Annotated in this window: 21 protein-coding genes and 1 pseudogene; 13 read left to right on the top strand and 9 right to left on the bottom strand. The window is 73.5% G+C overall.

The genetic code is table 11. The annotated features are described in order from the left end of the window. Positions 1 to 101 precede the first annotated feature (101 nt). Positions 102 to 1,070, top strand: a complete 969-nt coding sequence (locus tag KPL59_RS05240) for an acyl-CoA desaturase (RefSeq protein WP_226351441.1) — start codon at positions 102 to 104, stop codon at positions 1,068 to 1,070. A 69-nt stretch (positions 1,071 to 1,139) separates the two neighbouring features. Here KPL59_RS05240 and KPL59_RS05235 read toward each other — a convergent pair whose 3' ends face one another. Next, entirely contained in the window at positions 1,140 to 1,820 is a 681-nt protein-coding gene (locus KPL59_RS05235; protein ID WP_374111592.1) for a LysR substrate-binding domain-containing protein, read from the bottom strand. Between the two features lie 30 nt (positions 1,821 to 1,850). Between KPL59_RS05235 and KPL59_RS05230 the strand changes: the two genes are divergently transcribed. The 4 genes from KPL59_RS05230 to KPL59_RS05215 all read left to right on the top strand — a co-directional run bounded on the left by KPL59_RS05230 (position 1,851) and on the right by KPL59_RS05215 (position 4,122). Beyond that, positions 1,851 to 2,228 carry a DUF5997 family protein gene (locus tag KPL59_RS05230; RefSeq protein ID WP_226351440.1) on the top strand — a complete coding sequence of 126 codons (378 nt, stop codon included), beginning with the start codon at positions 1,851 to 1,853 and terminating at the stop codon, positions 2,226 to 2,228. Between the two features lie 43 nt (positions 2,229 to 2,271). After that, positions 2,272 to 2,979 carry an alpha/beta fold hydrolase gene (locus tag KPL59_RS05225; protein WP_226360093.1) on the top strand — a complete coding sequence of 236 codons (708 nt, stop codon included), beginning with the start codon at positions 2,272 to 2,274 and terminating at the stop codon, positions 2,977 to 2,979. A gap of 340 nt (positions 2,980 to 3,319) precedes the next feature. Next, positions 3,320 to 3,931, top strand: a complete 612-nt coding sequence (locus KPL59_RS05220; RefSeq protein WP_226360092.1) for a helix-turn-helix domain-containing protein — start codon at positions 3,320 to 3,322, stop codon at positions 3,929 to 3,931. Then, a complete protein-coding gene (locus KPL59_RS05215) occupies positions 3,928 to 4,122 on the top strand; it encodes a hypothetical protein (RefSeq protein ID WP_226351438.1) in 195 nt (64 codons plus the stop codon). Before KPL59_RS05220 ends, KPL59_RS05215 begins: the two co-directional genes overlap by 4 nt. A 266-nt stretch (positions 4,123 to 4,388) precedes the next feature. Here the strand turns inward: KPL59_RS05215 and katG are convergent, their stop codons facing one another. From katG to KPL59_RS05195, 4 genes and pseudogenes are all read right to left on the bottom strand, one after another. Beyond that, positions 4,389 to 6,635: a catalase/peroxidase HPI gene (katG, locus tag KPL59_RS05210; protein WP_374111591.1), complete on the bottom strand. Its 2,247-nt coding sequence runs from the start codon at positions 6,633 to 6,635 to the stop codon at positions 4,389 to 4,391. Continuing rightward, positions 6,628 to 7,047: a Fur family transcriptional regulator gene (locus KPL59_RS05205; RefSeq protein WP_043278241.1), complete on the bottom strand. Its 420-nt coding sequence runs from the start codon at positions 7,045 to 7,047 to the stop codon at positions 6,628 to 6,630. The genes katG and KPL59_RS05205 overlap by 8 nt, the downstream gene beginning before the upstream one ends. A gap of 147 nt (positions 7,048 to 7,194) precedes the next feature. Beyond that, positions 7,195 to 7,368: pseudogene (locus tag KPL59_RS05200) on the bottom strand (long-chain fatty acid--CoA ligase); the annotation flags it as partial. 145 nt (positions 7,369 to 7,513) lie between these two features. Continuing rightward, the gene (locus tag KPL59_RS05195; RefSeq protein WP_226351437.1) at positions 7,514 to 7,927 is read right to left on the bottom strand and encodes a nuclear transport factor 2 family protein; all 414 of its coding nucleotides are present in this window, start codon (positions 7,925 to 7,927) and stop codon (positions 7,514 to 7,516) included. A 108-nt stretch (positions 7,928 to 8,035) separates the two neighbouring features. On the opposite strand from KPL59_RS05195, the gene KPL59_RS05190 reads away from it, so the two are divergent. The 4 genes from KPL59_RS05190 (at position 8,036) to KPL59_RS05175 (ending at position 14,711) form a co-directional block, all read left to right on the top strand. Next, entirely contained in the window at positions 8,036 to 8,635 is a 600-nt protein-coding gene (locus tag KPL59_RS05190; protein WP_226351436.1) for a TetR/AcrR family transcriptional regulator, read from the top strand. Between the two features lie 157 nt (positions 8,636 to 8,792). Further along, entirely contained in the window at positions 8,793 to 9,734 is a 942-nt protein-coding gene (locus tag KPL59_RS05185) for an ATP-binding cassette domain-containing protein (RefSeq protein ID WP_075310422.1), read from the top strand. Then, complete coding sequence (locus KPL59_RS05180; RefSeq protein ID WP_149665308.1) at positions 9,734 to 10,594, top strand: hypothetical protein; 861 nt, start codon at positions 9,734 to 9,736, stop codon at positions 10,592 to 10,594. The genes KPL59_RS05185 and KPL59_RS05180 overlap by 1 nt, the downstream gene beginning before the upstream one ends. Before the next feature lie 328 nt (positions 10,595 to 10,922). Continuing rightward, positions 10,923 to 14,711 (top strand): ABC transporter ATP-binding protein, encoded by a 3,789-nt coding sequence (locus KPL59_RS05175; protein WP_226360126.1) that lies wholly within the window; start codon positions 10,923 to 10,925, stop codon positions 14,709 to 14,711. Between the two features lie 36 nt (positions 14,712 to 14,747). Here KPL59_RS05175 and KPL59_RS05170 read toward each other — a convergent pair whose 3' ends face one another. Beyond that, the gene (locus KPL59_RS05170; protein ID WP_020625397.1) at positions 14,748 to 16,253 is read right to left on the bottom strand and encodes a helix-turn-helix domain-containing protein; all 1,506 of its coding nucleotides are present in this window, start codon (positions 16,251 to 16,253) and stop codon (positions 14,748 to 14,750) included. 269 nt (positions 16,254 to 16,522) lie between these two features. Here KPL59_RS05170 and KPL59_RS05165 point away from each other — a divergent pair, with 269 nt between their 5' ends. Both KPL59_RS05165 and KPL59_RS05160 read left to right on the top strand, forming a co-directional pair. Next, positions 16,523 to 17,260: a response regulator transcription factor gene (locus tag KPL59_RS05165; protein ID WP_226351435.1), complete on the top strand. Its 738-nt coding sequence runs from the start codon at positions 16,523 to 16,525 to the stop codon at positions 17,258 to 17,260. A gap of 337 nt (positions 17,261 to 17,597) precedes the next feature. Beyond that, the gene (locus KPL59_RS05160) at positions 17,598 to 19,655 is read left to right on the top strand and encodes a PhoX family phosphatase (protein WP_226351434.1); all 2,058 of its coding nucleotides are present in this window, start codon (positions 17,598 to 17,600) and stop codon (positions 19,653 to 19,655) included. 49 nt (positions 19,656 to 19,704) lie between these two features. On the opposite strand, the gene KPL59_RS05155 is transcribed toward KPL59_RS05160, so the two are convergent. Continuing rightward, the gene (locus KPL59_RS05155; RefSeq protein ID WP_226360091.1) at positions 19,705 to 20,487 is read right to left on the bottom strand and encodes a hypothetical protein; all 783 of its coding nucleotides are present in this window, start codon (positions 20,485 to 20,487) and stop codon (positions 19,705 to 19,707) included. Positions 20,488 to 20,764: 277 nt separating this feature from the next. On the opposite strand from KPL59_RS05155, the gene KPL59_RS05150 reads away from it, so the two are divergent. Further along, positions 20,765 to 22,108 carry an MFS transporter gene (locus tag KPL59_RS05150; RefSeq protein ID WP_226360090.1) on the top strand — a complete coding sequence of 448 codons (1,344 nt, stop codon included), beginning with the start codon at positions 20,765 to 20,767 and terminating at the stop codon, positions 22,106 to 22,108. A 44-nt stretch (positions 22,109 to 22,152) separates the two neighbouring features. Here KPL59_RS05150 and KPL59_RS36495 read toward each other — a convergent pair whose 3' ends face one another. Further along, positions 22,153 to 22,479, bottom strand: a complete 327-nt coding sequence (locus KPL59_RS36495; protein WP_075310428.1) for a hypothetical protein — start codon at positions 22,477 to 22,479, stop codon at positions 22,153 to 22,155. Positions 22,480 to 22,902: 423 nt separating this feature from the next. Between KPL59_RS36495 and KPL59_RS05140 the strand changes: the two genes are divergently transcribed. After that, on the top strand, positions 22,903 to 24,348 hold the full coding sequence (locus tag KPL59_RS05140; protein WP_226360089.1) for an amino acid permease: 1,446 nt from the start codon (positions 22,903 to 22,905) through the stop codon (positions 24,346 to 24,348). On the opposite strand, the gene KPL59_RS05135 is transcribed toward KPL59_RS05140, so the two are convergent. Beyond that, positions 24,345 to 26,399, bottom strand: coding sequence for an NAD(+) synthase (locus KPL59_RS05135; RefSeq protein WP_226360088.1), 2,055 nt, complete (start codon positions 26,397 to 26,399; stop codon positions 24,345 to 24,347). The genes KPL59_RS05140 and KPL59_RS05135 overlap by 4 nt on opposite strands. Between the last annotated feature and the right edge of the window lie 24 nt (positions 26,400 to 26,423).

Below are 26,423 nucleotides of genomic sequence, written 5' to 3'. Positions count from 1 at the left end.
AGTTACTCGTCGGTCAAGTCCGGACCGGGGCGGAACCCGAATCCGAACAGGGGGGTTAACCGCACTGCCCGCGGGGTAGGGGTGCCGCGACAGTGGGACGCATGACGCTCGAGGCCGCACCACCCCGCAGCACGTCCGAGAAGCGGACACCCGCGCCGATCGTGGACGGGCAGCGCCCGCCCGGCGCGATGTTCCTGGTCGGACTGTTCGTGATCCTCCCGACGCTCGCGCTGTTCGCCGCCGTCCCGCTCGCCTGGGGCTGGGGTCTCGGGTGGGTCGACGTCGCGCTGTTCGTCGTCTTCTACGCCGTCAGCGGCCTGGGTGTGACCGTCGGTTTCCACCGCTACTTCACCCACGGCTCGTTCAAGGCGAACCGTCCGCTGCGGATCGCCCTGGCGATCGCCGGCAGCATCTCGCTGCAGGGCAGCGTGCTCGACTGGGTCGGCGACCACCGCCGCCACCACGCGTTCTCCGACAAGGAGGGCGACCCGCACTCGCCGTGGCTCTACGGCACCGGCGCCTCGGCGCTGGTCAAGGGCTTCTGGCACTCGCACCTGGGCTGGCTGTTCAACCGCGACCTCACCAACATGAAGCGGTTCGCCCCGGACCTGCTCGCCGACCGCGACATGATGCGCGTCGAGAAGGCGTTCCCGCTGATCGTCGTCTTCAGCCTGGCGGGCCCGGCGCTCATCGGCGGTCTGGTGACCATGTCCTGGTGGGGCGCGTTCACCGCGTTCTTCTGGGCCGGTCTGGTCCGCGTCGCGGTGCTGCACCACGTCACCTGGTCGATCAACTCGATCTGCCACATCTGGGGCGAGCGCCCCTTCGCCTCCCGTGACAAGTCCGCCAACGTCTGGTGGCTGGCGGTCCTGTCCTTCGGCGAGTCCTGGCACAACCTGCACCACGCCGACCCGACCTGCGCCCGGCACGGTGTGAAGAAGGGCCAGATCGACATCTCGGCCGCCGTCATCCGCGGCTTCGAGAAGCTCGGCTGGGCGACCGCCGTCCGCTGGCCCACCACGCGCCGCCTCGAGAAGCTCTCGCAGAAGCCGGTGCCCGCTGCGGCCTGACCCGTCCGCGTCATACGCCCGACGCCCCCCGGTGCCCCGTGCACCGGGGGGCGTCGTCGTGTCCGGGGGCTAGCGGCGACGCCGGGCCGGTCGCCGCTTCGCCGCCGTCGACGCGGGGCGGCGCGCCGGTGCGGCCGGGGGCTCGCTGCGCCGGGTCCGGGTGCTGTGTGCCGAGCGGCCGCGCACGATCCCGATGAACTCCTCCATCAGATCGCTGTTCTCGGCGTCCGGCCAGGTCAGCGCGACGCCGGAGCCCGGCGCGTCGACCAGCGGCCGGTAGGTGAGGTCCCGGCGGTGGTGCAGCCGGGCCAGCGACTGCGGGACGATCAGCAGCCCGACCCCCGCCGCGACGATCTCGACCGCCTCGGCCGTCGTCGGCGGGGTGTACTCCGCGGCCCGGCCGGGCGGCCCGTCGGGCCAGTCGAGGGTGTCGTCGCCGGTGCGCAGGACGATCTCGTCGGTCAGGTCGGCGACGGTCACCTCGTCGGCCGCGGTCACCACGTGCTCCTTCGGGACCACCACCACGGTCGTCTCGGTGTAGAGCGGGATCGCGTGCAGTCCGGTCCGGTCGATCGGCAGCCGGGCGACGGCCGCGTCCACCGTGCCCGCGCGGACCAGGTCCGCGGCCTCGGCCGGGCTCACCGTGTGCAGCTCCAGGGGGACCCCGGGGCGGCGCTCGGCCCACATCCGGGTCCACTTGCCGGGGGTGACGCCCGGGACGTAGCCGAGGTGGAAGGACGTGGCGGTCACCGGTCGAGGCTAGCCGCATAGCCTGGTGACATGACGCGCCAGAGGTCCGCCCAGACGATGAAGCCCGCGACCGCGGCGAAGAAGCTCGGTGTGCTCCTCGACGCCACCCCCGCCGAGTTCCGCGAGGGCGTCGTCTCCCGTGACGAGCTCGACGCGCTGCAGGCCGACCCGCCGGAGTGGCTGCGCGAGCTGCGCGCCACCGGGCCGCACCCGCGCCCGGTCGTCGCCGACCGGCTCGGGGTGTCGATCTCGGGACTGGCCCGCGCCGGGATCACCGAGCCGCTGACCACCGAGCAGATCGCCGCGATCAAGGCCGAGGAGCCCGAGTGGCTGGCCCGTGAGCGCGCCACCCGCGCCGAGAGCCAGCGCGAGGCCGCCCGGCTGAAGGCCGAGCAGCAGAAGAACTAGCACGAGGACCGGAACCGTCCTCGTCCGCCGCCAGGCTCGGGGCATGACGAGCTACCTGCTGGTTCCCGGGTTCTGGATCGACGCGACGGCATGGAGCGCGGTCGCGGACGACCTGCGCGCCCGCGGGCACGACGTCACCGCGCTCGACCTCGGTCACGAGCCCGGGGCCACCGCCCGGACCCGCGTCGACGACGTGCTCGCCGCGCTGGGCGGCGCGGGCGAGCCGGTCGTGCTCGTCGGTCACAGCGGCGCGGGCCCGGTCTGCGCGGCGGCGGCCGAGCGGGCCCGGGACCGGGTCGCGCACCTGGTGTTCGTCGACACCGGACCGCTGCCCGACGGGGTCGCGCAGATCGACTTCACCCCGCCCGACGCGCAGGCCGCGACCCGGGCGACCCTCGCCGAGCACGGTGCACTGCCGATGCCGTCCCGCGCCGAGCTCGACGCCGCGGGCAGCAGCACCGCAGGCATCCCCGACACCGTCTTCGACGACGTCCGTGCCCGCTCGACGGCCGAGCCGCCCGGGGTGGTGCTCACCGGCGCCCGTCGCGGAACGCCCGACCCCTCGCTGCCGAAGACCGTCGTGGCCTGCAGCTTCACCCCCGCCGACGCCCGCGAGCTGATCGACGCCGGGGTGCCCGGGTTCGCGGAGATGGACGGTCCGGTGTGGACGTTCACGGCGCTGCCGACGGGGCACTGGCCGATGCTCTCCGCGCCGTCGGGGCTCGCGGGGGTGCTCGACGGGCTGGGGTGATCCCGCCCGTCGCGCATTCCGGGCGCGCCCCCGCTCTGCCGTCCCGTCCCGGCCCGCCGCCCGGCTCGCCGGTCGGCCCATCGCCCGGCCCATCGCCCGGCCCATCGCCCGGCCCGCCGCCCGCCCCGCTGCCCGGCCCGCCGGTCGCCGAGATGCAGCTCAGCGGGCCGTGGAGATCGACAGCTCCCGCTGAGATGCATCTCGACGACCCTCTGATGCCGCGATGCAGGTCAGGGCTGTGCGCACGTGCGCCGGGGCAGCCCTCGGCTGCATCGCGGCGCGGTCGAGTCGTATCAACACTCCTTGCTCAAAGTATCTTGATAAAGGTATGTTGACTTCCGTGCCGAAGGAGCCCTACACCCTCACCGACCCCGCGCGGCTGCGCGCGCTGTCCCATCCGCTGCGGGTGGAGCTGCTGGAGGTGGTCGGGCTCGAACGGACCGCGACGGCCACCCGGTGCGCCGAGCTCACCGGCGAGAGCGTGGCCAGCTGCGCGTACCACCTGGGGATCCTCGCCAAGTACGGCTTCGTCGAGCCGGCCGAGGGCGGCCGCGGCCGGGAGAAGCCCTGGAAGCTCGTCCGCTACGGCCAGTCCTGGGGTGTCGAGGACGGCATGGAGCCGGAGACCGCGATGGCGGCGGAGACGCTGTCGGAGGTCTACGTCGACCGGGTCGCCGAGAAGATGAAGCGGTGGTTCCGGCGCGCCGGGGCCGAGGCGCCCGAGTGGCGCGAGGGTGCCGGGTTCTCGGCGGGCTCCACCTGGATGACCGCTGAGGAGCTCGGCGCGCTGCACGACGAGCTGATCGCCGTCTCGCGACGGTTCGAGCAGCGGCAGCACGACCCGTCGGCCTGTCCGCCGGGGGCACGTCCGGTCGAGTTCTTCTTCGGCACGTGGCTCCCGCGACCGCCGCACGAGATCACCCCGTCCGAACCGCCGGGAGGCGGGTCGTGATCGAGGACCACTGGGCCCGGCTCGCGCGGGCGCGGATGGCGGACCTGCACCGCGAGGCCGATGCTCACCGTCTCGGTCGCGGCCGCCCCCGTCCGCGGGTGCGGGACTCCCTGCACTCCGCCTACGCCCGCCTGTGGTGGGCCGTCCGCCCGCGTGCCGGGACCTGGGCCCCACGGCTGCTGCAGCACTGACGCCCGGTCCACGGGACGCCCGTCGACCGGCACCGCCGGCGCCGACCCGCCGAGATGCAGCTCAGCGGGAGTTGTGGATCTCCCCAGCCCGCTGAGCTGCATCTCGGTGTCCGGAATGCGTCGAGATGCAGCGCAGGGTCCGTGCGGGGGCGCGCACCGCAGCCCTCAGCCGCATCTCGACGGAGGTGTCCGGCCCGGGGCCCGGACATGGCGACGCCCGGGCCGGTGACCCGGCCCGGGCGTCGTGACGTGCTGCTACGCGACGATCAGACGTCGTAGCGGTCGGCCATCATGACCTTGTCCCAGGCGGCGACGAAGTCGCGGACGAACTTCTCCTTCGCGTCGTCGGAGGCGTAGACCTCGGCGACGGCGCGCAGCTCGGAGTTCGACCCGAAGACCAGGTCGGCGCGGGTGCCGGTCCACTTGACGTTCCCGGAGGCGTCGACGGCCTCGAAGGAGTCGTCGTCGCCGGCCACCGAGCGCCACTGGACGTCGCCGGCCAGCAGGTTGGTGAAGAAGTCGTTGGACAGCGTGCCGACCCGGTCGGTGAACACGCCGGCCGTCGACCCGCCGGTGTTGGCGCCCAGCACGCGCAGGCCGCCGACCAGCACGGTCATCTCCGGGGCGGAGACGCCGAGCAGGTTCGCGCGGTCGACGAGCAGGAACTCGCCGGGCAGGGTGTGGCCCTTGCCGCGGTAGTTGCGGAAGCCGTCGGCGGTGGGCTCCAGGTAGGAGAACGACTCGACGTCGGTCTTCTCCTGGGTGGCGTCGGTCCGGCCCGGGACGAACGGCACGGTGATGTCGTGCCCGCCGTCCTTGGCGGCCTTCTCCAGGGCGGCGGCACCGGCCAGCACGACGAGGTCGGCGAAGGAGATCTTCTTGCCGCCGGTCAGGGAGCCGTTGATCTCGGACTGGAGCGACTCCAGCGCCGAGACGACCTGGCGCAGCGTGTCGGGGTCGTTGACCTCCCACTGCAGCTGCGGCTCCAGGCGGATGCGGCCGCCGTTGGCGCCACCGCGCTTGTCGGACTGGCGGAACGACGAGGCCGCGGCCCAGGCGGTCTTGATCAGGTCGGTGACCGACAGGCCGGACTCGAGGACCTTCGCCTTGATCGACGCGACGTCGTCGGCGTCCACCAGCGGGTGGTCGACGGCCGGGACCGGGTCCTGCCACAGGAGCTCCTCCTGCGGCACCCAGGCGCCGATGTAGCGCTCCTTCGGGCCCATGTCGCGGTGGGTCAGCTTGTACCAGGCGCGACGGTAGGTGTCCTCGAACTCGGACGGGTTGTCCAGCCAGCGACGGGTGATCTCGCCGTAGACCGGGTCCACGCGCAGTGCGACGTCGGTGACCAGCATCCGCGGCTTGCGGTTCGGGTAGCCGGGCTCGGGGTCCGGGATGACCTCCGGGCCGTCCTTGGCGACGAACTGCTTGGCGCCGGCCGGCGACTCCTCCAGCTCCCACTCGTAGGCGTAGAGGTGCTTGAGGTAGTCGTGGCTCCACCGGTTCGGGGTGCGGGTCCAGATGACCTCGAGCCCGGAGGTGATGGCGTCGCGGCCCTTGCCCTTGCCGTAGTTCTGCTTCCAGCCCAGGCCCTGCTCGGTGATGTCGGCGGCCTCCGGCTCGGGGCCGACGTTGCCGTTCTCGTCCGGGTTCGCGGCGCCGTGGGTCTTGCCGAGGCTGTGCCCGCCGATGATGAGCGCGGCGGTCTCCTCGTCGTTCATCGCCATCCGGCCGAAGGTCTCGCGGATGTCGCGCGCGGCGGCGATCGGGTCACCGCTGGCGTCCGGGCCCTCCGGGTTGACGTAGATCAGGCCCATGTGCGACGCGCCGAGCGGCTTCTCCAGCTCTCGGTGCGCGATGTCCTTGTTGCCGCCGTAGCGCGCCTCGTTGCCCAGCCAGACGTTCTCCGAGCCCCAGTAGACGTCCTCCTCGGGCTCCCACACGTCGGCGCGGCCACCGGCGAAGCCGAACATCGGGAAGCCGGAGATCTCGTGGGCGCGGTTGCCCGCGAAGACCATGAGGTCGGCCCAGGAGACCTTGCGGCCCCACTTCTGCTTGACCGGCCAGAGCAGCCGGCGGGCCTTGTCCAGGTTGGCGTTGTCCGGCCAGCTGTTCAGCGGGGCGAAGCGCTGCATGCCGGCGCCCGCGCCGCCGCGGCCGTCGTAGGTCCGGTAGGTGCCCGCGGAGTGCCAGGCCATCCGGATGAAGAACCCGGCGTAGCTGCCGTGGTCGGCCGGCCACCAGTCCTGCGAGGTGGTGATGACGGCGTCGACGTCGCGCGCGAGCTCGTCGAGGTCGACGGTCGCGAACTCCTTCGCGTAGTCGAAGTCCGGCTCCATCGGGTCCGACGCGGGGGCGTGCTTGCGGAGGATCTTCAGGTTGAGCTGGTTGGGCCACCAGCTCTGGTTGCCGCCACCCTCGGTGGGGTGCGCGATGCGACCGGCGGCGACGGGGCAACCGCCGTCCTGCTCGCGGTTCATCTCGCTCTCGACGGTGGGGTGCTCGTCAGACACGGGACATCCTCTCGGGATCAGTGGATGAGCAGTCGGGGCACCGTCCCCAGTAGACGACCTCGGCCTCGTCGATCACGAAGCCGCTGTCGTCGGAGGCGGTGAGACAGGGTGCGGAGCCGACGGCGCAGTCGACGTCGGCGATGGCGCCACAGGATCGGCAGACCACGTGGTGGTGGTTGTCGCCGACCCGCGCCTCGTACCGCGCGACGGAGCCGGTGGGCTGGATCCGACGAACCAGCCCTGAGGAGTGCAGCGCACGCAGCACGTCGTAGACGGCCTGGTGCGACACCTCCCCGAGGTCCTCCCGCACGACACGGATGATCGACTCCGTGTCCGCGTGCTGGTGGGAGTGGACCGCCTGCAGCACGGCCAGGCGAGGACGCGTCACGCGCAGCGACGCTCCACGCAACATGCCCTCGTAGTCCGATGCGTTCGACACGGCGGCGAGCCTGCCCGCTTTTCTTGAGTCAGTCAAGTTTCGGCGTGTCTCAGTATGAGACCGGCGCCACATCACCTGGAACGGTGGCCGGAGGTCCTTCTCGACGATCTTGCCGGTCGGGCTGCGGGGGAGCCCCGACAGGGCGTCGACGGTCGTCGGACATGTGAACGACGCGCGGTGGGCGCGCGCATGAACCGGCAGGTCCTCGGGGTCGATGCGGGCGCCGGGGGAGGGTGCGACGCAGGCCTTCGGCACCTCGCCCCGGCGGTCGTCGGGCACTCCGATGACGGCGACGTCGCCGACGCCGGCCGGGCGTCCGTGTCGTCACGATCCGCGCGCCCCGGGCCGGCGCGACGAACGCGTCGCTGGTCCCGTCGACGTGGAACAGCGGCATCGCGCCCTGTGTGACGTCGGACGGGGCCCGCCGTGGGCTCGGGCGTCAGTGGCGGGCGGCGGGGAAGGCGGGCCGCAGGTCGAGGGGGTTGATGTAGTCGCGGTAGCGCGCGACCAGATCGCCGTCGAAGGTGACCACTGCGACGTAGGAGATCGCGGCCGGGGTCCCGTCGGCGAAGTGGCCGGTCGAGGACCACTCGGCGGTCAGGGTGTCGCCGCCCTCGTGGATCCGCAGGTCGTGCATGCCGCCGTCGAGGGTCAGGAGATCGGGCACGGTGCGCATCCAGGCCTCGATGGCCTCCCGGCCCTCGACGCGTGTGGGCATCCCCTCCGGGGCGAACGGGAACTCGTGCACGGCGTCCTCGCGGTACATGGCCATGAACGTCTCGACGTCCTCCCGGTGGAAGGCCTCGAGGCCGGTGGTCAGCAGTCGGACCCGGTCGCTGGTGGAGGTGGACATCGCATCTCTCCGTTCCTTCAACGGAACGGTGCCGTTCCGTTTTGGTGTCCGAGGCTAGGTCGACGATCGACGGAACGCAAGCGTTCCGTCGGCGGCTAGGATGTCGGCGTGACGCTCCGACGAACCACCGGCGGCGGATCGGTGCTCCGCCCCCGTGTCACCGAGGCGATCGTGTCCGCGGCCTTCGCCGAGCTGGCCGCGTCCGGGTACGCCCGCCTGTCGATGGAGGCGGTCGCCCGGCGTGCGGGTGTGGGCAAGGCGGCGCTGTACCGCCGCTGGTCGTCGAAGGAGCAGATGCTGGCCGACCTGGTCCGCCAGGCCGTCGCCGACACCTTGCCGCCCGCCCCGGCGACCGGGGCGTTCCGCAGCGACCTGCGTGAGCTGCTCGGTGCCCTGCGCGACCAGGTGGCCACCCCGGTGGTGGCAGCGGTGGTCCCGACGCTGCTCGCCGAGCTCCGCCACACCCCGGCGCTGGCCGAGGTGCTGCAGACGGACGTGGCCGGTCCGCGGCGGGAGGTCGGCGTGCAGATGCTCCGCGCGGCGATCGCGCGGGGGGACCTGCCGCCGTCGGCGGACGTCGATCTCGCGGTCGACCTCCTGATCGCCCCGCTGCTGTTCCGGGTGCTGGTCACGGGGGCGGCGTGCGACGACCCGTACCTGGACACGCTCGCCGCGGCGGTCGAGGCGGCGGTCCGCGCCACCGTGTAGCGGTCGGGGCCCCGACGGGCACGGTCCGGCCGGTCCCGCGCCGCCCGGAACGGTGCGGGGCCCGCCTCCCGCCGCGATCCCGGGCTGGGCGAGGATTGGCGCAGGCGATGCCCCGGTGCGAACCCCGGGGCGCGACGCGAGACGGACGGAGACCGGAGTGCAGGAGACCGCGTCCACGGACCCGGCGACGGCGGCCGGGAGCGGGCGGATCGTCGTCGAGGGGCTCGGCAAGAGGTTCGGCCCGGTCGAGGCCGTGCACGACCTGTCGTTCACCGTCGAGCCCGGCTCGGTGACCGGGTTCCTCGGGCCCAACGGCTCCGGCAAGACGACGACGCTGCGGATGATCCTCGGCCTGGTCGTGCCCAGCACCGGGCGCGCGCTCGTCGACGGGGTCCCGTTCTCCGCGCTGGTCTCGCCCGGCCGCGTCGTCGGCGCGGTGCTGGAGGTGCAGGGGGTGCATCCGCGACGCACCGCCCGCGCACACCTGCGCGCCGCGGCCGCCGCGATCGGCGTGCCCGACACCCGGGTCGACGAGGTGCTCACCCTGGTGGGCCTGGCCGCCGCCGCGGACCGCTCGGCGGGTGGATTCTCGCTCGGCATGAACCAGCGGCTGGCACTGGCGGTGGCACTGCTCGGCGACCCGCGCATCCTCGTGCTCGACGAGCCGGGCAACGGCCTGGACCCCGACGGCATCGCCTGGCTGCGCTCGTTCCTGCAGGCCTTCGCCGCGTCGGGGCGCAGCGTGCTCGTCTCCTCCCACCAGCTGGCCGAGATGGAGCTGACCGCGCAGCGGCTGGTCGTCATCGACCGTGGTGCCTGCCGCTTCGACGGCACCGTCGCCGAGCTGCGCGCCGGCCACGGCTCGCGCGTGCTCGTGCGCGCCGCGGACCCGGCCCGGCTGGCCGAGGCGCTCGCGACGGACGGGATCACCGAGATCGACCGCGTCGACGACGGCGTGCTGGCCGTCGGCGGGGCCGACGCGGTCCGCGTCGGGGACCTGGCGCTCGCCGCGGGCGTCGCCGTGTACGGGATGAGCGAGGAGCGGGCCGGGCTGGAACAGATGTTCCTGCGCCTGCTCGCCGGTGAGGAGCAGCGCTGATGGCGACCGTGAGCCTCGACCGCTTCCGCGCGGTGCTGACCGCGGAGGTCCGCAAGACCCTGTCCACCCGGGTGTGGTGGCTGCTGTTCCTCCCGGTGCTGCTGCTCGCGCTCGCCCAGAGCCTGCTCGGCAGCATCCTGCAGCTGCTCGTGCCGCAGGCCACCGAGACCTCCTCGATCCTGATGCTCGCGGGGCTGGCGTCGGCCCTGACCATGACCGCGATCGTCGGCGCCGCCTTCGGGACCCTGCTGGGCACCGGCGACTTCCGGCACCGCACGGTCACGCTGGCCTACCTGACCGGGTCCCGGGGCCAGGTGCTCGCGGCCAAGGCGGTGATCGCCGCCGTCGTCGCCGGGCTGTACGCACTGGCCCTCGTCGTGGTCGGCCCGCTGCTCGGCGGTGCGACGCTCGGCGGCCAGCAGCTCCCCGACCTCGGCCGGCTCGCCGGGCTGGGCGCGATCGGGATCCTGGTGTGCGCGCTGTGGGGGGTGCTCGGCGTCGCCGTCGGAACCCTGGTCACCAACCAGGCAGGGGCGATCGCGCTCACCGTCGGCTACCTGCTGATCGGGGAGAACCTGATCGCCGGGGCGCTGCGCGCGGGCGACGGGTCCTCGCTCGGCGACCCGTCGGTGTTCGCCCGGCTGACCCCGTTCCTGCCCGGCAACGCCGGTGACCTCGCGGTCTGGGAGCCGGTCGTGAGCTCGGCCGGGCTGGGCGCGCAGTCCCGGTTCGTCCTGGAGTTCCTGGCCGGGGTCAGCGCCCCGCCGCCCGGCTGGGTCGGGCTGCTGGTCCTGGCGGCCTGGACGGCCGCGGGGATCGCGCTGGCCGCCGTCGTCGGGGCACGGCGGGACATCACCTGAGACCTGCCGGCGGCCCCCGGTCCGACGCCGCCGCAGGCGCGGGACGCCGGTCCTGAGCCGCCTCCCGCCGTGAGTACCGCCGGGTACCTCGTCGATCAGTGCATGACCGTTGTCCGCCCGGCCTCCGGCAGCGCTCATGCACTGATCGACAGCGGAGCGCCGGGTCCGTGGTGGGTGGTGCGGAGGAGCTGCCGTCGCCGACGGCGGGGACCCCGTGTCGGGCGGCGTCGACGGGCCGGTTGTCGGGGGTCGGGCATAGCCTGGCGACGTGCCCACTCCCCACCCCTCCGCAGGCCCCGGCTGGATCCGCAGACTGGCCGCGGCCTGCATGCGGCACCGCCGCGTCACGGTCGGTGCGCTGGTCGCGTCCATGCTCGGCGTCGGGCTGGAGGCGATCGGCCCGCTGCTGATCCGCGAGGGCGTGAACGGCGCGATCGGCGGGGACACCGGCGTGCTCGCGCCGGTCGTCGGTGGGCTCCTGGTGCTGGGCGTGCTGAAGTTCGTCGGCGCGTTCGTGCGCCGCTATCTCGGCGGCAAGATGGCGCTGAACGTGCAGCACGACCTGCGGCGCGCGGTGTTCGGCGCGGTGCAGCGGATGGACGGGGTCCGCCAGGACCGGCTGCGCACCGGCCAGGTCGCCTCGCGGGCCATCTCCGACCTGCAGCTGGTGCAGGGCTTCCTGTCGATGGTTCCGCTGTCGGCGGGCACCGTCGTGCTGGTGGTCGTCGCGGTCGTCGCGATGCTGTACCTGTCTCCGCTGCTCACGGTGGTCGCGCTGGTCCTGCTGCCACTGGCGTTCCTGGCCACCAACAGCATCCGGCGCAGGCTGTTCCCGGCCACCTGGTCCGCGCAGCAGCGGGCCGCCGAGATCGCCCAGCAGGTCGAGGAGACCGTCACCGGCGTGCGCGTGGTGAAGGGCTTCGGGCAGGAGGCCCGCGAGACCGCCACGTTGGAGGGCCGGGCCCGCCGGCTCTACGGCGAGCGGCTGCGGGCCGCCGGGCTGACCGCGCGGCTCAACCCGATGCTGCTGGCGCTGCCCGGCCTGGGGCAGGTCGCGGTGATCGGCATCGGTGGCTGGATGGCCGCCCGGGGCACGATCGACCTCGGCACGTTCCTGGCGTTCACCACCTACGTCGGCATGCTCGTCGGGCCCGCCCGGCTGATCGGCGCGCTCGTGGTCACCGCGCAGCTGACCCGGGCCGGCGCCGAGCGCGTCTTCGAGATCGTCGACTCCGCACCGGGGATCGTGGACCCGGAACGTCCGGCCTCGCTCCCCGAGGGCCCCCTGACCGTCGAGCTGGAGGACGTCCGGTTCGGCTACGAGCCCGCGGGCTCCGGCCCGGACGGCCACGCCGCCCCCGACCCGGTCCTGGACGGGCTCTCCCTGCGCGTCGAGCCCGGTGAGACCCTCGCCCTGGTCGGCCCGCCCGGCTCGGGCAAGTCGACGGTGGCGCTGCTGCTGCCCCGGTTCTACGACCCGCAGGCCGGGCGTCTCGCCATCGGCGGGGTGGACCTGCGCGACCTGCGGCTGCACGACCTGCGCGCCGAGCTGGGGGTGGTGTTCGAGGAGGCGTTCCTGTTCTCCGACACCATCCGCAACAACATCGCCTACGGCCGACCCGACGCCGACGAGGACGAGATCCGCGCCGCCGCCGAGGCGGCGCAGGTCGCGTCGTTCGTCGAGGACCTGCCCGACGGCTACGACACCGAGGTCGGCGAGCGCGGCCTGACCCTGTCCGGTGGCCAGCGACAGCGGATCGCACTGGCCCGGGCGATGCTCACCCGGCCGCGGGTGCTCGTGCTCGACGACGCGACCTCCGCGGTCGACACCGCCACCGAGGCCGCGATCCACGAGACCCTGCACGAGCTGACCGCCGAGCGGACCACGCTGCTGGTCGCGCACCGGCGGTCCACCCTGGCGCTGGCCGACCGGATCGCGGTGCTGGACAAGGGGCGGGTGGTCGACACCGGCACCGAGGACGAGCTGCGCAGCCGGTGCGCGCTGTTCCGGGAGCTGCTGGCCACCGGCCCCGCCGACGAGCTGGGCGGTGGCACCCGCGCGGCCACCGTCGCCCCGGTCGGCGACGAGCCCGCGGACGACACCGGCGGGGCGGGCCCCGGCGACACGGTGGCGGCGTCCGTGGCCGCCGGCCCGGCCGTCACCCCGGAGCTGTGGCCGCGGGTCAGCATCGAGCAGGACCCGGACCGCGCCCTGACCCGCGACGGCGGAGGCGGCGCGGCCGGCTGGGCGGGCGGGATCAGCGCGACCCCCGAGCTGCTCGAGTCCGTCGCGAAGCTGCCCCCGGCGACCGAGACGCCCCGGCTGCACGACGACGACGACCCGACGGCCCCCGACCCCGCGTTCCGGCTGTCCTCGCTGCTGCGGCCGGTGCGCTGGCTGCTGGTGCTCGGCGTCGCGCTGATGACCGCGGACGCGCTGGCGACCCTGGCCCTGCCGAGCATCGCCCGGATCGCCGTCGACGACGGCATCGCCGACGGCGCCACCCGGGTCCTGCTGCTGGCGGCGCTGGCCGGGCTGCTGATCGTCGTGCTGGACGCGGTGGTCGTCGGGTTCCAGACGCTGGTCACCGCCCGGGCCGGGGAGAGCCTGCTCTACCTGCTGCGGCTGCGCAGCTACGCGCACCTGCAGCGGCTCGGCCTCGACTTCTACGAGCGGGAGCTGTCCGGCCGGATCATGACCCGGATGACCACCGACGTGGACGCGTTGTCCACGTTCCTGCAGACCGGGCTGGCGCAGGCCGTCGTCAGCCTCCTGACGATCGGCGGGGTCGCGACCGCCCTGGTGCTCACCGACCCGGAGCTCGCGCTGTACGCGCTGGGCTGGCTGCTGCCGCTGCTCGCGGTCGGCACCGTGGTGTTCCGCCGGTTCTCCTCCCGCGCCTACGCCGAGGCCCGCGAGCGGGTCAGCGTGGTCAACGCCGACCTGCAGGAGAACGTGTCCGGGGTCCGCATCGCGCAGGCCTACGTCCGCGAGGAGCTGAGCTACGACCGCTTCGGCGAGCGTTCCGACGCCTACCGCCGGTCGCGGCTGCGCGCGCAGCGCTACATCGCCACCTACTTCCCGTTCGTGGGGTTGCTGTCCGACATCGCGACGGCGGTGGTGCTGTTCGTCGGCGGCACCCGGATCGTCGGCGGGGACATCACCCCGGGTGTGCTCACCGCGTTCCTGCTGTACCTGACCCTGTTCTTCGGCCCGGTGCAGCAGCTGTCGCAGGTGTTCGACGGCTACCAGCAGGCCCGGGTCGGTCTGAACCGGATCTCGGAGCTGCTGCGCACGCCCACCTCGGTCCCGGACGAGCCGCAGCGGCCGGTGCCGGTGCCGTCGCGGCTGCGCGGCGAGGTCGAGCTCGACCACGTGACGTTCCGCTACCCGGGGGTCGACGCCCCCGCCCTCGACGACGTGTCGCTGCGCGTCGGCGCGGGTGAGACCGTCGCGCTGGTGGGCGCAACCGGCGCCGGGAAGTCGACGCTGATCAAGCTGATCGCCCGGTTCTACGACACCGGCGAGGGCCAGGTCCGCGTCGACGGCGTCGACGTGCGCCGCTTCCCGCTGGCCGGGTACCGGTCCCGGCTCGGGGTGGTCCCGCAGGAGGCGCACCTGTTCACCGGTGACGTCGCCTCCAACATCGCCTACGGCCGCCCGGACGCCCCGCCGGAGCGGATCGAGGCCGCGGCCCGCGCGGTCGGGGCGCTGGGCCTGGTGCGGTCACTGCCCCAGGGGTTCCACACCCCCGTCGGCGAGCGGGGGCAGGGCCTGTCGGCGGGACAGCGGCAGCTCGTCGCGTTGGCGAGGGCCGAGCTGGTCGACCCGGACGTGCTGATCTTCGACGAGGCGACCGCGGCGCTGGACCCGGCCACCGAGGCCACCGTGCTGGCGGCGGGGGAGCGAGTGGCGTCGCGGCGGACCGCGTTCGTCGTCGCCCACCGGCTGCAGACCGCCCGGCGGTCGGACCGGATCGTGGTGCTGTCCGGCGGCCGGATCGCCGAGGAGGGCACCCACGACGAGCTGGTCCGCGCGGGCGGTCGGTACGCGGCCCTGTGGCGCGCGGGGGAGCTGGAGCCGGAGCCGGACAGCCCGCTGGCCGCACGGACCTGACCCGGGTCGGCCGGCCACCGGGTCGACCGGGCCGGGTCAGTCCCGCAGGTGCTCGGCCCGCGCGGCGACGGCGGCGCGGCGCGGGTCGTCCCGGTCGAGCAGGTCCAGCAGCAGCTCGTGCGCCTCCAGGTCGTCGGTCCCCAGCGGGTGCACGACGAAGCGGTGCAGGAGCGCGACGTCGTCCGAGGCGAGCACCGCGTGCCGCAGCCCGACCAGGAGCTCGTCACGCAGCTCGCGCACGGCGGGCGCGTCGGAACGGGGCAGCAGCTCGCCGTGGCAGGAGTCGAGCGCCTCGGACACCCGGCCGTCCCGCAGCGCGTCCCGGACCCGCAGGAAGTCGGCCTGGGGCCCGGTCGCGAGCCGGTACGGACGGGTGAGCAGCAGCTCCGCCCCCAGCGACGACCGCAGGCGGTGGATCTCGCCGCGCAGGGTGGTCGGATTGCCGTCCTCGCCGTAGAGCATCAGGGTCAGCTGCTCGCCGGAGAGCCCGTCGGGGTGCAGCGCCAGCGCCGTGAGGATCTCGGCCGGGCGCAGGGTGGCCGCGAACTCCTCGCCGTCGAGGGTGACGCGCGGCCCGCCCCCGCCGGTGAAACGCAGCTCCAGCGGGCGTGCCGTCTCGGGCGGCACCGCCGCGACCACACGCCCGCGCCGTCGCGACGGCGGCACCAGCAGGTAGCCCTCGGCCAGCTTCTCGACGGCCATCTCCCGGCCGTCGCCGAGCTGCACCCGGTCGACGCCGTCGTCGAGCCGGATCCGCTCGGGGAACAGGCCGTAGGGCTCGCTGGCGATGACCCGGCCGCTCGGGGACAGCAGGGCGCCCTCGGAGCCGCGCAACGCCGTCAGGTGGGGCATGTTCTTGACCCGCAGCCGCTCGTCGGCGATCGCCAGCCGCACCCGCAGCTGGTTCTCCGCGAGGTGCGCGGTCGCCGTCACCAGCTGCACCAGCGCGGGATGCACGGTGTGCAGCGGGCCGGAGATGTCGATGGCGCCGATGGTGTCGCCGGTGTCCGGGTCGTGCACGGGGGCCGCGACGCAGGTCCAGTCGTGGTAGGTCCGGACGAGGTGCTCGGCGGAGTGGATCCGGACCGGCTGGTCGACGGCCAGCGCGGTCCCCATCGCGTTGGTGCCGATGGTCTCCTCGGCCCAGCGGGTGCCCTCGACGAGCCCGACGTCGTCGGCGGAGCGCAGCAGGCCGTGTGCGCCGTCGCGCCACAGGACGGTGCCGTCGGCGTCGGTCACGAGCATCACGTGCATCGCCTCGTCGGCGATGCTCACGAGCGTGGAGCGGAGCAGCGGCATCACCGCGTGCAGCGGGTGGCCGGTCCGGACCTCCTTCAGCTCGTCGGCGAGGTAGACGAGCGGGGGGAGCCTGCCCTCCGGGTCGACGTGCGCAGCCAGGCTCCGCTGCCAGGAGTCGGACACGACCGGTCGCGGTGCGCCGGCCGAGCCGCCGGCGCCGAGCCCGTCGTCGTAGATGCGCCGCAGGCGGTTCGCGTCGGCCACCAGCTCGTCGGGGGAGGTGCCGCCCTCGGCTCCGCTCACGTCGCCTCCCGCCACGGCCGGGGCACACCCGGTGCCCTGCTCCCACGTGATGCCCCGCGCCGACGCGGGTCGATCCGTCCCGGCGTTCGTCCCCCGGGGTGGCGAGCATACCCGCTGTTCGGGGGCCCGACCTCCACACGACCGGGCCGGGATGCGACGTCGCCGGATCGCGCGCAACGTGGGGGCAACGTGGCGCTCCTTACGGTTTGCCGCATCGGGACGCCGGGTGGTGCCCGGCGATGACGCAACAGACCCACCGGAGGACAGCGATGACGCTCGAAGCCGTTCGTGAGGCCACCGATCTGCGTGCCGGCCGCGGGGCCGACGGCGTGGATGTGATCCGTCGCGCGGCCCGGGTACTCGTCGTCGACTCCGAGCCGATCGTCCGGCACGGGCTGCGGGCACTGCTGACCGCCGAACCCGACCTGGCCCCGGCCGGCGAGGCAGCCTCCCCGCGCGACGCCCTGATGGCCGCCGAGCGGACCCGCCCCGACGTGATCGTCGTCGACATCGAGTTCGCCCGCGACGAGCGGCCCGGCCTGGACCTGGTGCGTGCGCTGATGGAGCGCTGCCGCGGGGTGAGGATCCTCGTGCTGACCGGCTGCCGGGACCGCGACGCGATGATGCGCACCGTGCGACTGGGGGTGCACGGCTACCTGCGCAAGGGTGCCGACACCGCCGAGATCGTGCGGGCGCTGCGCACGGTCCTGCGCGGCGAGGGCGTCTTCGACCCGGGCACCGCGAGCGCCGGCCCGCTGCAGGTGCTGCGGGACAACGACCCGGCGCCGTCGCCCGCGCCGGACCTCTGCAAGACCTCGCTGCTGACCGACCGCGAGAACCAGGTGCTGCGGCTGCTCGCCGTCGGCCTGTCCAACCGCGAGATCGGGACCCGGCTGCGGATCTCCGAGGCCACCGTGAAGTTCCACGTGCGGAACCTGCGCGACAAGCTCGAGGTCCGGCGCCGCACCGAGATCGTCTACACCGCCGCCCGCCAGGGCATCGTCTGATCCCGCCGGGCCGGGGCGGAGGACACGTACCCGCCCCGGCCCGTGCCCCTGCTCCACGGAGTGACACGACCGGCGCGGTCACCCATCGGGTGGCCGCGCCGGTCGCGTCGCGTGGTCGACGTCATCCCATCCGGGGATGCGTTCACCCGGCGGCCACCTTCTCCTCACCTCACGGGAGAACAGGGGTGTTGGGATGCGGAGGAAAGGGACGGTTCCGAACGGACCGGACCGCACCGCGCCATCCCACCACGACCCCAGGAGGACGACCGTGGCTCACACCTGCCCCGGCGACGCCCCCCAGGCTGGCCCCCGCCGTGCCCTCCCGCTCCTCGACCGCATGCGGCACGACCGCCAGGGACTCACCTGCCGCTACCGGTGCGGCGACGCCTGCTCCCGGCCCGAGCCCAACCCGTCGTCGAACGCCTACTTCGGCGACGTCATGCAGGCCGTGCTCGACAGGCGCGGGATGCTCCGCGCCGGTGCGGTGATCGGCCTGGGCGCCGGGGCCGGTGTGGCGCTGGCCGGCACGGCCTCCGCGGCGGAGCCCGCCCCGGCCGCGCCTGCCCATCCGCTCGGTGCCGACGTGGCCGCGCCGCAGCAGGCCCGGCCCCCGCGCGGTCTGCAGTACGAGACCGTCGCGCCGAACCTCGACGACGCGATCCGCGTGCCGACCGACTACGCGAGCAACGTCGTGATCCGCTGGGGCGACCCGATGTTCCCGGACGCGCCGGAGTTCGACTTCGAGAAGCAGACCGCCGCGGCGCAGGCCCGCCAGTTCGGCTACAACAACGACTTCTGCGGCATCCTGCCGATCGACGGCCCGGGTCGCCGCTACGTCATGTTCTCCAACCACGAGTACACCCTCGAGCCGCTGATGTTCCGCGGGTACGACGAGGACGCCCCCACCCCCGAGCAGATCCGGATCGGTATCGCCGCGCACGGCGGCGGCGTCGTCGAGGTGACCCGCGACCTGCGCACCGGCGAGCTGCGCTACGACCGCAACGGGAAGCTCAACCGGCGGATCACCGCCGACACCGAGATGGTGCTCGACGGCCCGGCCGCCGGTGCCGAGGTGCTGCGCACCAAGGCCGACCCGACCGGACGCAGCGTCAAGGGCATGATCGGCAACTGCGCCGGCGGCACCACCCCGTGGGGCACCTTCCTGTCCGGCGAGGAGAACTTCGACGGCTACTTCGCCTCCGGCCCGGTCACCGACGAGCGTGCGAAGCGCTACGGGATCTCCGAGGGCAGCTCGTCGCGCAAGTGGGAGCGCGTCGACCCGCGCTGGGACCTCGCGCAGGAGCCGAACGAGGCCAACCGGTTCGGCTACATCGTCGAGATCGATCCGCACGACCCGCGTTCGAAGCCGGTCAAGCACACCGCGCTCGGCCGCTTCAAGCACGAGGGCGCCACCGTCGCCCTCACCCGCGACGGCCGCCCCGTCGTCTACATGGGCGACGACGAGCGCTTCGACTACGTCTACAAGTTCGTGTCGGACAAGCGGATGCGTCGCGGCAACAGCCGGGCCGCCCGCGAGCACAACGCCACCCTGCTGTCCTCGGGCACGCTCTACGTCGCGACCTTCACCGGGGACAGCCCGGCCGCGGAGATCACCGGCACCGGGGCGCTGCCGCGCGACGGCCGCTTCGACGGCTCCGGGCAGTGGAAGCCGCTGGCGTCGACCACGAAGTCCTACGTGGACGGCATGAGCGTCGCCGACGTCTTCGTGTTCACCCGGCTCGCCGCGGACAAGGTCGGCGCGACGAAGATGGACCGTCCGGAGGACGTGGAGCCCAACCCGCGCACCGGGAAGGTCTACATCGCCTGCACCAACAACTCCGACCGCGGCAAGGCGGGTGCCAAGGCCGGTCCGGACGAGGCGAACCCGCGCAACGCCAACAAGCACGGCCACGTCATCGAGCTGACCGAGACGCGCGACGACCCGGCGGCGACGACGTTCGCCTGGAACATCCTGCTGGTCTGCGGGGACCCCGACGACCCGTCGACCTACTTCGGCGGGTTCGACAAGTCCCAGGTCAGCCCGATCACCTCGCCGGACAACGTGGCGTTCGACCCCTACGGCAACCTGTGGGTCTCGACCGACTCCACCCAGGCGCTGAAGATCAACGACGGCCTCTACGGCGTCGTGCTGGAGGGGCCGCAGCGCGGCTCGACCCGGCTGTTCGCCAGCGTCCCGGTCGGCTCGGAGTGCTGCGGGCCGGTCGTCACCGAGAACTTCGTGCTCGTGTCGGTGCAGCACCCGGGCGACCTCGACGGTGCCTCCCCGGAGAAGCCCGCCTCGCACTGGCCCGACGGCGGTGCCGCGCAGCCCCGCCCGGCCGTCGCCGCGATCCGGCACCTGAAGGGCGGCCGCCCGGCGAAGATCGGCGTCTGACACCCAGTGCCACCCGGTCCGTGCTCCGCGCGGACCGGGTGGCGCGGGGTCAGGCGCAGCGGCCGAGGTCCGGCTCGCCGGACCCGGCGCGCTCGTCGAACGAGATGTGCACGTGGTCGTAGTGGTTCGCGGTGTCGTCGCCGCGGTCCTCCATCGTCGACCACCCGGAGCCGTCGTTCATGCGCTGCTCCCAGATGACGTACTTCACGCCGAGCTCGTCGGCGTTGGCCAGCGCGCAGTCGGCGATGCGGTCGCCCTTCTGCCCGCGCACCATGATGTCCAGCGCGTGCCCGGTGGGGTGGTCGGAGGCGTTCGCCCGCTGCGCGACGCCGATCAGGTCGGTCTCGCCGTAGGCGCAGCCGAGGAACTCCGCGGCGTCGGAGACCCACTCCTTCACTCGGCCCAGATCGCCGAGGTCGAGCCCGCACGACGGGTCGTTCAGCCCGCGCGCGGCGAGCTCCGCAGCGGCCCTGGCCCGTTCGGCGGCCTCCTGCACCAGGCCCTGGGCCTTGCGGGCCGCGGCGAGGCTCGCGTCGGCGGCCGGGTCGAGCAGGCCCGCGTCGCGGACGATCTCGGCGCCGAGGACCGGGGTGTCCCGCGCGGCGGCCGCGGCCTCGGCGAACGGTGCGCCGGGGCCGTCGGACACCTCCTGCGCGGCCAGGCGCAGGTCGGCCCGGGTCGGCCCGAGGTCGAGCCCGGTCACGGGCGTGACGACGGCGAGCGTGCCGCTCGCGACGGCGGCCGCGGTGGCGACGTGACGCAGGCCGGGCCGTGGCCCGGCCTGCGCCCGATGTCGGTGTCGGTGTCGGGGCACTTCCTGGTGCGGCGGCACGGTCTCTCCTCCGGCACGCGGACCGGCCGGGCTGCGGGGGAGCGTCGGGATCGGGGGATCCCGGCCCGTCGGGGGATACCGGACCGCGTGTTCAGTGACCGGACGGTAGCGAATGTCCCGCGATGTCCGATCTTCACGGTCCGTTCGTGGCGGCGACCGCACCCGGCCGTGCGGCGAGTGGCACGCACCGGATGCACCGGACGTCTTTACCCGACCGGACGTTCGGTGCAAAAGTAGCGCGTCCGGGACACCGCCGTCCCGGGGCAGGGGAGGACGCATGACCGAGCAGCAGGCCGCGCCCGGCACGGGCCCGACGAGTGCCGCCGACACGACCGGCTCCGCGCCCGCGCAGGTGCGCCGGGTCGCCGCGACGAGCGCGATCGGCACGACGATCGAGTGGTACGACTTCTTCATCTACGCCACGGCCGCGGCCCTGGTGTTCAACAGCCAGTTCTTCAGCACGATGTCCGCGGCCTCGGGCACCCTGGCCGCGTTCGCGACCCTCGGCGTCGGCCTGGTGGCACGTCCGCTCGGCGGCATCGTGTGGGGGCACTTCGGTGACCGTCTCGGCCGCAAGAAGATGCTGGTCCTCTCGCTGCTGCTGATGGGCGTGGCCACCGTCGGGGTCGGCCTGCTGCCCACCTACGGCCAGATCGGCGTCGCGGCGCCGGTGCTGCTCGTCGTGCTGCGGCTGCTGCAGGGTCTCTCGGCAGGCGGTGAGTGGGGCGGCGCCGCGCTCATGGCGGTCGAGCACGCCCCGCCCGGCCGGCGCGGGCGCTACGGCTCGTTCCCGCAGATCGGGGTGCCCGCCGGGCTGATCCTGGCCCAGCTGGTGTCCCTCGTCGTGTCCAACCTGACCACCGCCGAGCAGTTCGCCGCGTGGGGCTGGCGGATCCCGTTCCTGCTGTCGATCCTGCTGGTCGTCGTCGGGCTCGTGATCCGGATGCGGGTCGAGGAGAGCCCGGTGTTCGCACTGCTGCGGACCCACCGCGGCCGCAGCCGGGCCCCGATCCTGGAGGTGTTCCGGCAGCGTCCGCGCGAGCTGGTGCTGGCCTCGGTCAGCTTCGTCGCCAACAACGCGATCGGCTACATCTTCCTGGCCTACCTGCTCTCCTACGGCACCCAGGTGCTGGAGGTCCCGCGGAACACCATGATCGTCGTCGTGATCATCGGCTCGCTGAGCTGGCTGGTCAGCATCGTCGCCGGCGCGGTCTGGTCGGACCGGGTCGGCCGCAAGCGTGCCTACCTGGCGGGCTCGGTGCTGCTCGTGGTGTGGCCGGTGCCGTTCTTCCTGCTGCTCGACACCACCGGGTTCGCCGCGATGGTCGTCGCGGTCGTCGTCCTCACGGTGGGCCTGGGCCTGTCCTACGGCCCGCAGTCCGCGTTGTTCGCGGAGATGTTCGAGGCCCGCTTCCGCTACAGCGGCGCGTCCTTCTCCTACGCCGTCGGTGCGGTGCTGGGCGGCGGGTTCGCGCCGCTGATCGCCGCCGCGCTGCAGCAGGGCTACGGGACGTCGATGGCGGTCGCGGCCTACATGGTCGTCGTCGCGGTCGTCTCGCTGGTCGCGGTGCTGCTCATCCGCGAGACGCACCGCCCGGACGCACCCGCCCGGCTCTCCTGACGACGACGGCGCCCCGGACGCGGTGTCCGGGGCGCCGGAGGGGCCTAGAGCGAACGGTGCCGGCCGTTGCCGAGCGGGGCCGGGGCGCCGGCCGAGGACGAGAGGTCCCTGGCCCGGCGACGCCCGGCCACGGTGCCCTCGACCGCCCGCTCGTCGACGGCGCTGGTTGCGGGGCCGGTGCTGGTTCCGGTGCCGGGGGAGGACATCGAGCGGGCCTGCTCGGCCAGCTCGCGGGTCACGCAGGGCCAGGTGGCACTGACCCCCGTCGCGTCCCGGCACTCACGGCAGAAGCCCTGCGTGTCGGGGGTGTGTTCCGCCAGGGTCCGCTCCAGCAGATCCGGCATCTCGGACAGGATGTTCGCGAGTGCCACGACTCACCTCCAGGTCGAATGCGAGCGACAGTAGTGGTCGGGTTCACCCGGGCCCGGCGGGGCGGGGAGCCGCCCACCGCGGACCGGCGATCCACTCAGGATCGTCCGTCACCGCTGCTCGCACCGGGTGCCGGCGGACGGGGCGGAGCGGCTCGGTCGCCCGGTCGCCGGGTGCGACGCCGTCCCGTCGGCACAGTGGAGGCCCGTCCGCTCGGTGAACCGTGTCACCGATCGGCAGTCGGTGCCGACGACACGACGACACGCACCACCGCTGCGCCGGACGCGCACTCGGAGCACTCGTCGTCACCGCGTCCGGACCAGTGGACCGCCCCCGTCCGTACCCGTCACGTTGGGACGTCCGCATTGCGCACCGATACGGTCGGGCGCCTCCGAACGGTTCGGGAGCGCAAGGGGGACAGCACGATGCACGACGACGCGACGGCCGGGTCGCCGCTCCGCCGGGACCTCGCCCACCGCCACATCCAGCTCATCGACATCGGCGGCGCGATCGGCACCGGGTTGTTCCTGGGGGCGGGCAAGACGATCTCGCTCGCGGGGCCGTCGGTGATCCTGGTCTACGCGATCATCGGCTTCTTCCTGTTCTTCGTGCTGCGCGCGATGGGCGAGGTGCTGCTGTCGGACCTGCGCTACAAGTCCTTCAGCGACGTCGCCGCCGACCTGCTCGGCCCGTGGGCCGGGTTCTTCACCGGCTGGACCTACTGGTTCTGCTGGGTGGTCACCGGCATCGCCGACGTCGTCGCGATCTCCGGCTACGTCGCCTACTGGTGGGCCGACGTCCCGCTCTGGATCCCCGCGCTGGCCTGCATCCTGGTGCTCTTCGCGCTGAACCTGCCGACGGTGCGCGCCTTCGGCGAGGCCGAGTTCTGGTTCGCTCTGGTCAAGATCGTCGCGATCCTCGCGCTCGTCGTCGTCGGGCTGGCGATGGTCCTCGGCGGGTTCCGCGCCCCGGACGGCACGACCGCGGCGTTCGCCAACCTCTGGAACGACGGCGGCTTCTTCCCGACCGGTGTGACGGGCTTCGTGGCCGGCTTCCAGCTCGCCGTGTTCGCCTTCGTCGGGGTCGAGCTCGTCGGCACCACCGCCGCCGAGGCGCGTGACCCGGAGCGCACGCTGCCGCGGGCGATCAACACGATCCCGGTGCGGATCCTGCTGTTCTACGTCGGCGCCCTCGTCGTCATCTGCGCGGTCACCCCGTGGAGCCGGATCGCTGCCGACGAGAGCCCGTTCGTCGCGATGTTCGGCCTCGCCGGGCTCGCCGCGGCGGCAGGCGTCGTCAACTTCGTGGTGCTCACCAGCGCCCTGTCCAGCGCCAACTCCGGCATCTACTCGACGTCGCGGATGGTCTACGGCCTCGCCGGTGACGGCGCCGCGCCCCCGCGGTTCGCCCGGCTGTCCGCGCGCCGGGTCCCGGTGAACGCGCTCGCGTTCTCGTGCGCGTTCCTGCTGGTGGGGGTGGCGCTGCTGTACTCGGGGCAGTCCGTGGTGGGGGCGTTCACCGTCGTCACGACGATCTCGTCGGTCTGCTTCGTGTTCGTGTGGACGATGATCCTGGTGAGCTACCTGGAGCACCGCAGGCGCCGCCCGCAGCGCCACGCGGCGTCGAGGTTCCCGATGCCGGGTGGGGTGCCGATGGTCGTCGCGGTGCTGGCGTTCTTCGTGTTCGTGCTGTGGGCGCTGACCCAGCAGGACGACACCCTGGTCGCCCTGCTGGTGACGCCGATCTGGTTCGCCGTGCTCGCCGTCGCCTACCTGGTGCTGCGCCGCAGCCCGGCGCACGCCCGGGCCAGGGCCGCGCACCGGGAGAAGGTGGCCGCCGAGCTCGCCGAGCGGGACCGGATCGCCGCCTAGCCCTCCGGGACCTCGCGCTCGATCTCGTCCAACCAGATCGTCGCCGACAGGTCCGAGGGCGCCCGCCAGTCACCGCGCGGCGACAGCGCACCCCCGGCGGACACCTTGGGGCCGTTCGGCAGCGCCGAGCGCTTGAACTGGGCGAACTGGAAGAAGCGCCGGGCGAACACCTGCAGCCACCGGCGGATCTCCGCCGGGGAGTACTCGGGCCGCTCGTCGTCGGGGAAGCCGGGCGGCCAGGCGCCCGCGGTCGCGTCGGACCAGGCGTGCCCGGCCAGGAACGCGATCTTCGACGGCCGGTAGCCGTGGCGCAGCGTGTACCAGAGCGTGAAGTCCTGCAGCGCGTACGGCCCGACGGTGGCCTGGCTGGACTGCACCTCGGTGGTCCCGTCCGACGGCACCAGCTCCGGGGTGATCTCGGTGTCGAGCACCGACTGCAGCACGGTGGAGACCTCGGCCGGGAACTGCTCGGAGGAGATCACCCAGCGGATGAGGTGCTGCATCAGCGTCTTCGGGACGCCGCCGTTGACGTTGTAGTGCGACATCTGGTCGCCGACGCCGTAGGTGGACCAGCCGAGCGCGATCTCCGACAGGTCCCCGGTGCCGAGCACGATCCCGCCGCGCTGGTTCGCCAGCCGGAACAGGTAGTCGGTGCGCAGCCCGGCCTGGACGTTCTCGAACGTGACGTCGTAGACCGGCTCGCCGCGACCGAAGGGATGGTCGATCTCCGACAGCATCGTCCGCGCGGTGCCGGTGATGTCGATCGTGTCGAAGGTGACGCCGAGGGCCTCGGACAGCGCGACGGCGTTGCTGCGGGTGTGGTCCGAGGTCGCGAAGCCGGGCATGGTGAAGGCCAGGATGTCGGTGCGCGGGCGCCCGAGGCGGTCCATCGCCCGGGCCGCGACGATCAGCGCGTGGGTGGAGTCGAGCCCGCCGGACACCCCGATCACGACCTTCGGCTGGCCGATCGCGCGCAGCCGCTGCTCCAGCCCGGCGACCTGGATCGAGTACGCCTCGAAGCAGTCCTGCTCCAGCCGTGCCGGGTCCGCTGGCACGAACGGGAAGCGCTCCACGGTGCGGCGCAGCCCGATGTCGTGACCGGGCGGGTCCAGCCGGAACCCGATGGTGCGGAAGACGTCGGTGCGGGCGGCGTGGGTGCGGCGGTTGTCGTCGAACGTGCCCTGGCGGCGCCGCTCGGCGGCGATCAGGTCGAGGTCGACGTCGGCGACGGCGTGCCGCGCCCCCTGCGGGAAGCGCCCGGACTCCGCGAGGAGCACGCCGTTCTCGTAGATCATGGTCTGGCCGTCCCACGAGACGTCCGTGGTGGACTCGCCCTCGCCCGCTGCGGCGTAGACGTAGGCGGCCAGGCAGCGCGCCGACGCCGAGCGCGACAGCAGGTGCCGGGTGTCGGCCCGGCCGACGGTGATCGGCGAGCCGGACAGGTTCGCCAGCACCGTCGCCCCGGCCAGCGCCGCCTCCGACGACGGCGGGATCGGCACCCAGTAGTCCTCGCAGATCTCGGCGTGCAGCACCAGGCCGGGCAGGTCCTCGGCGGCGAAGAGCAGGTCCGTGCCGAACGGCACGTCGACACCGGACGCGCCGCCCAGCCGGATCGTCGCGCCGCGGACGTCGTCGCCGGCGGCGGTCTGGCGGCGCTCGTAGAACTCGCGGTAGGTCGGCAGGTAGGACTTGGGGGCGACGCCGAGGATCCGGCCCCGGTGGATCACGACGGCGCAGTTGTAGAGGCGGTGGCGGTACCGCAACGGTGCCCCGACCACGAGGACCGGCAGCAGGTCCGCCGTCGCCGCGACGAGCGAGACCAGCTCGGTCTCGACGGTGTCCAGCAGGGTGTCCTGCATCAGGACGTCCTCGATGGAGTAGCCCGAGAGCGTCAGCTCGGGGAACACCACCAGGCCGACGCCGTCGTCGGCGCAGGTCCGGGCGGTCTCCAGCACGGTGGCGACGTTCGCGGCCGGGTCGGCCATCGTGGTGTGCAGGGTCGCCGCGGCGGTGCGCAGGAAGCGGTGGCGGTAGACGGAGCGGAAGTCCACGTCGTCATTCTGACCGGTGGGTGG

The organism is Pseudonocardia sp. ICBG1142 (genome assembly GCF_020496255.1).
Classification (GTDB): Bacteria; Actinomycetota; Actinomycetes; order Mycobacteriales; family Pseudonocardiaceae; genus Pseudonocardia.
Note: the sequence above shows the minus strand (reverse complement) of the source record. Positions and strands in the feature narration are given on the sequence as shown.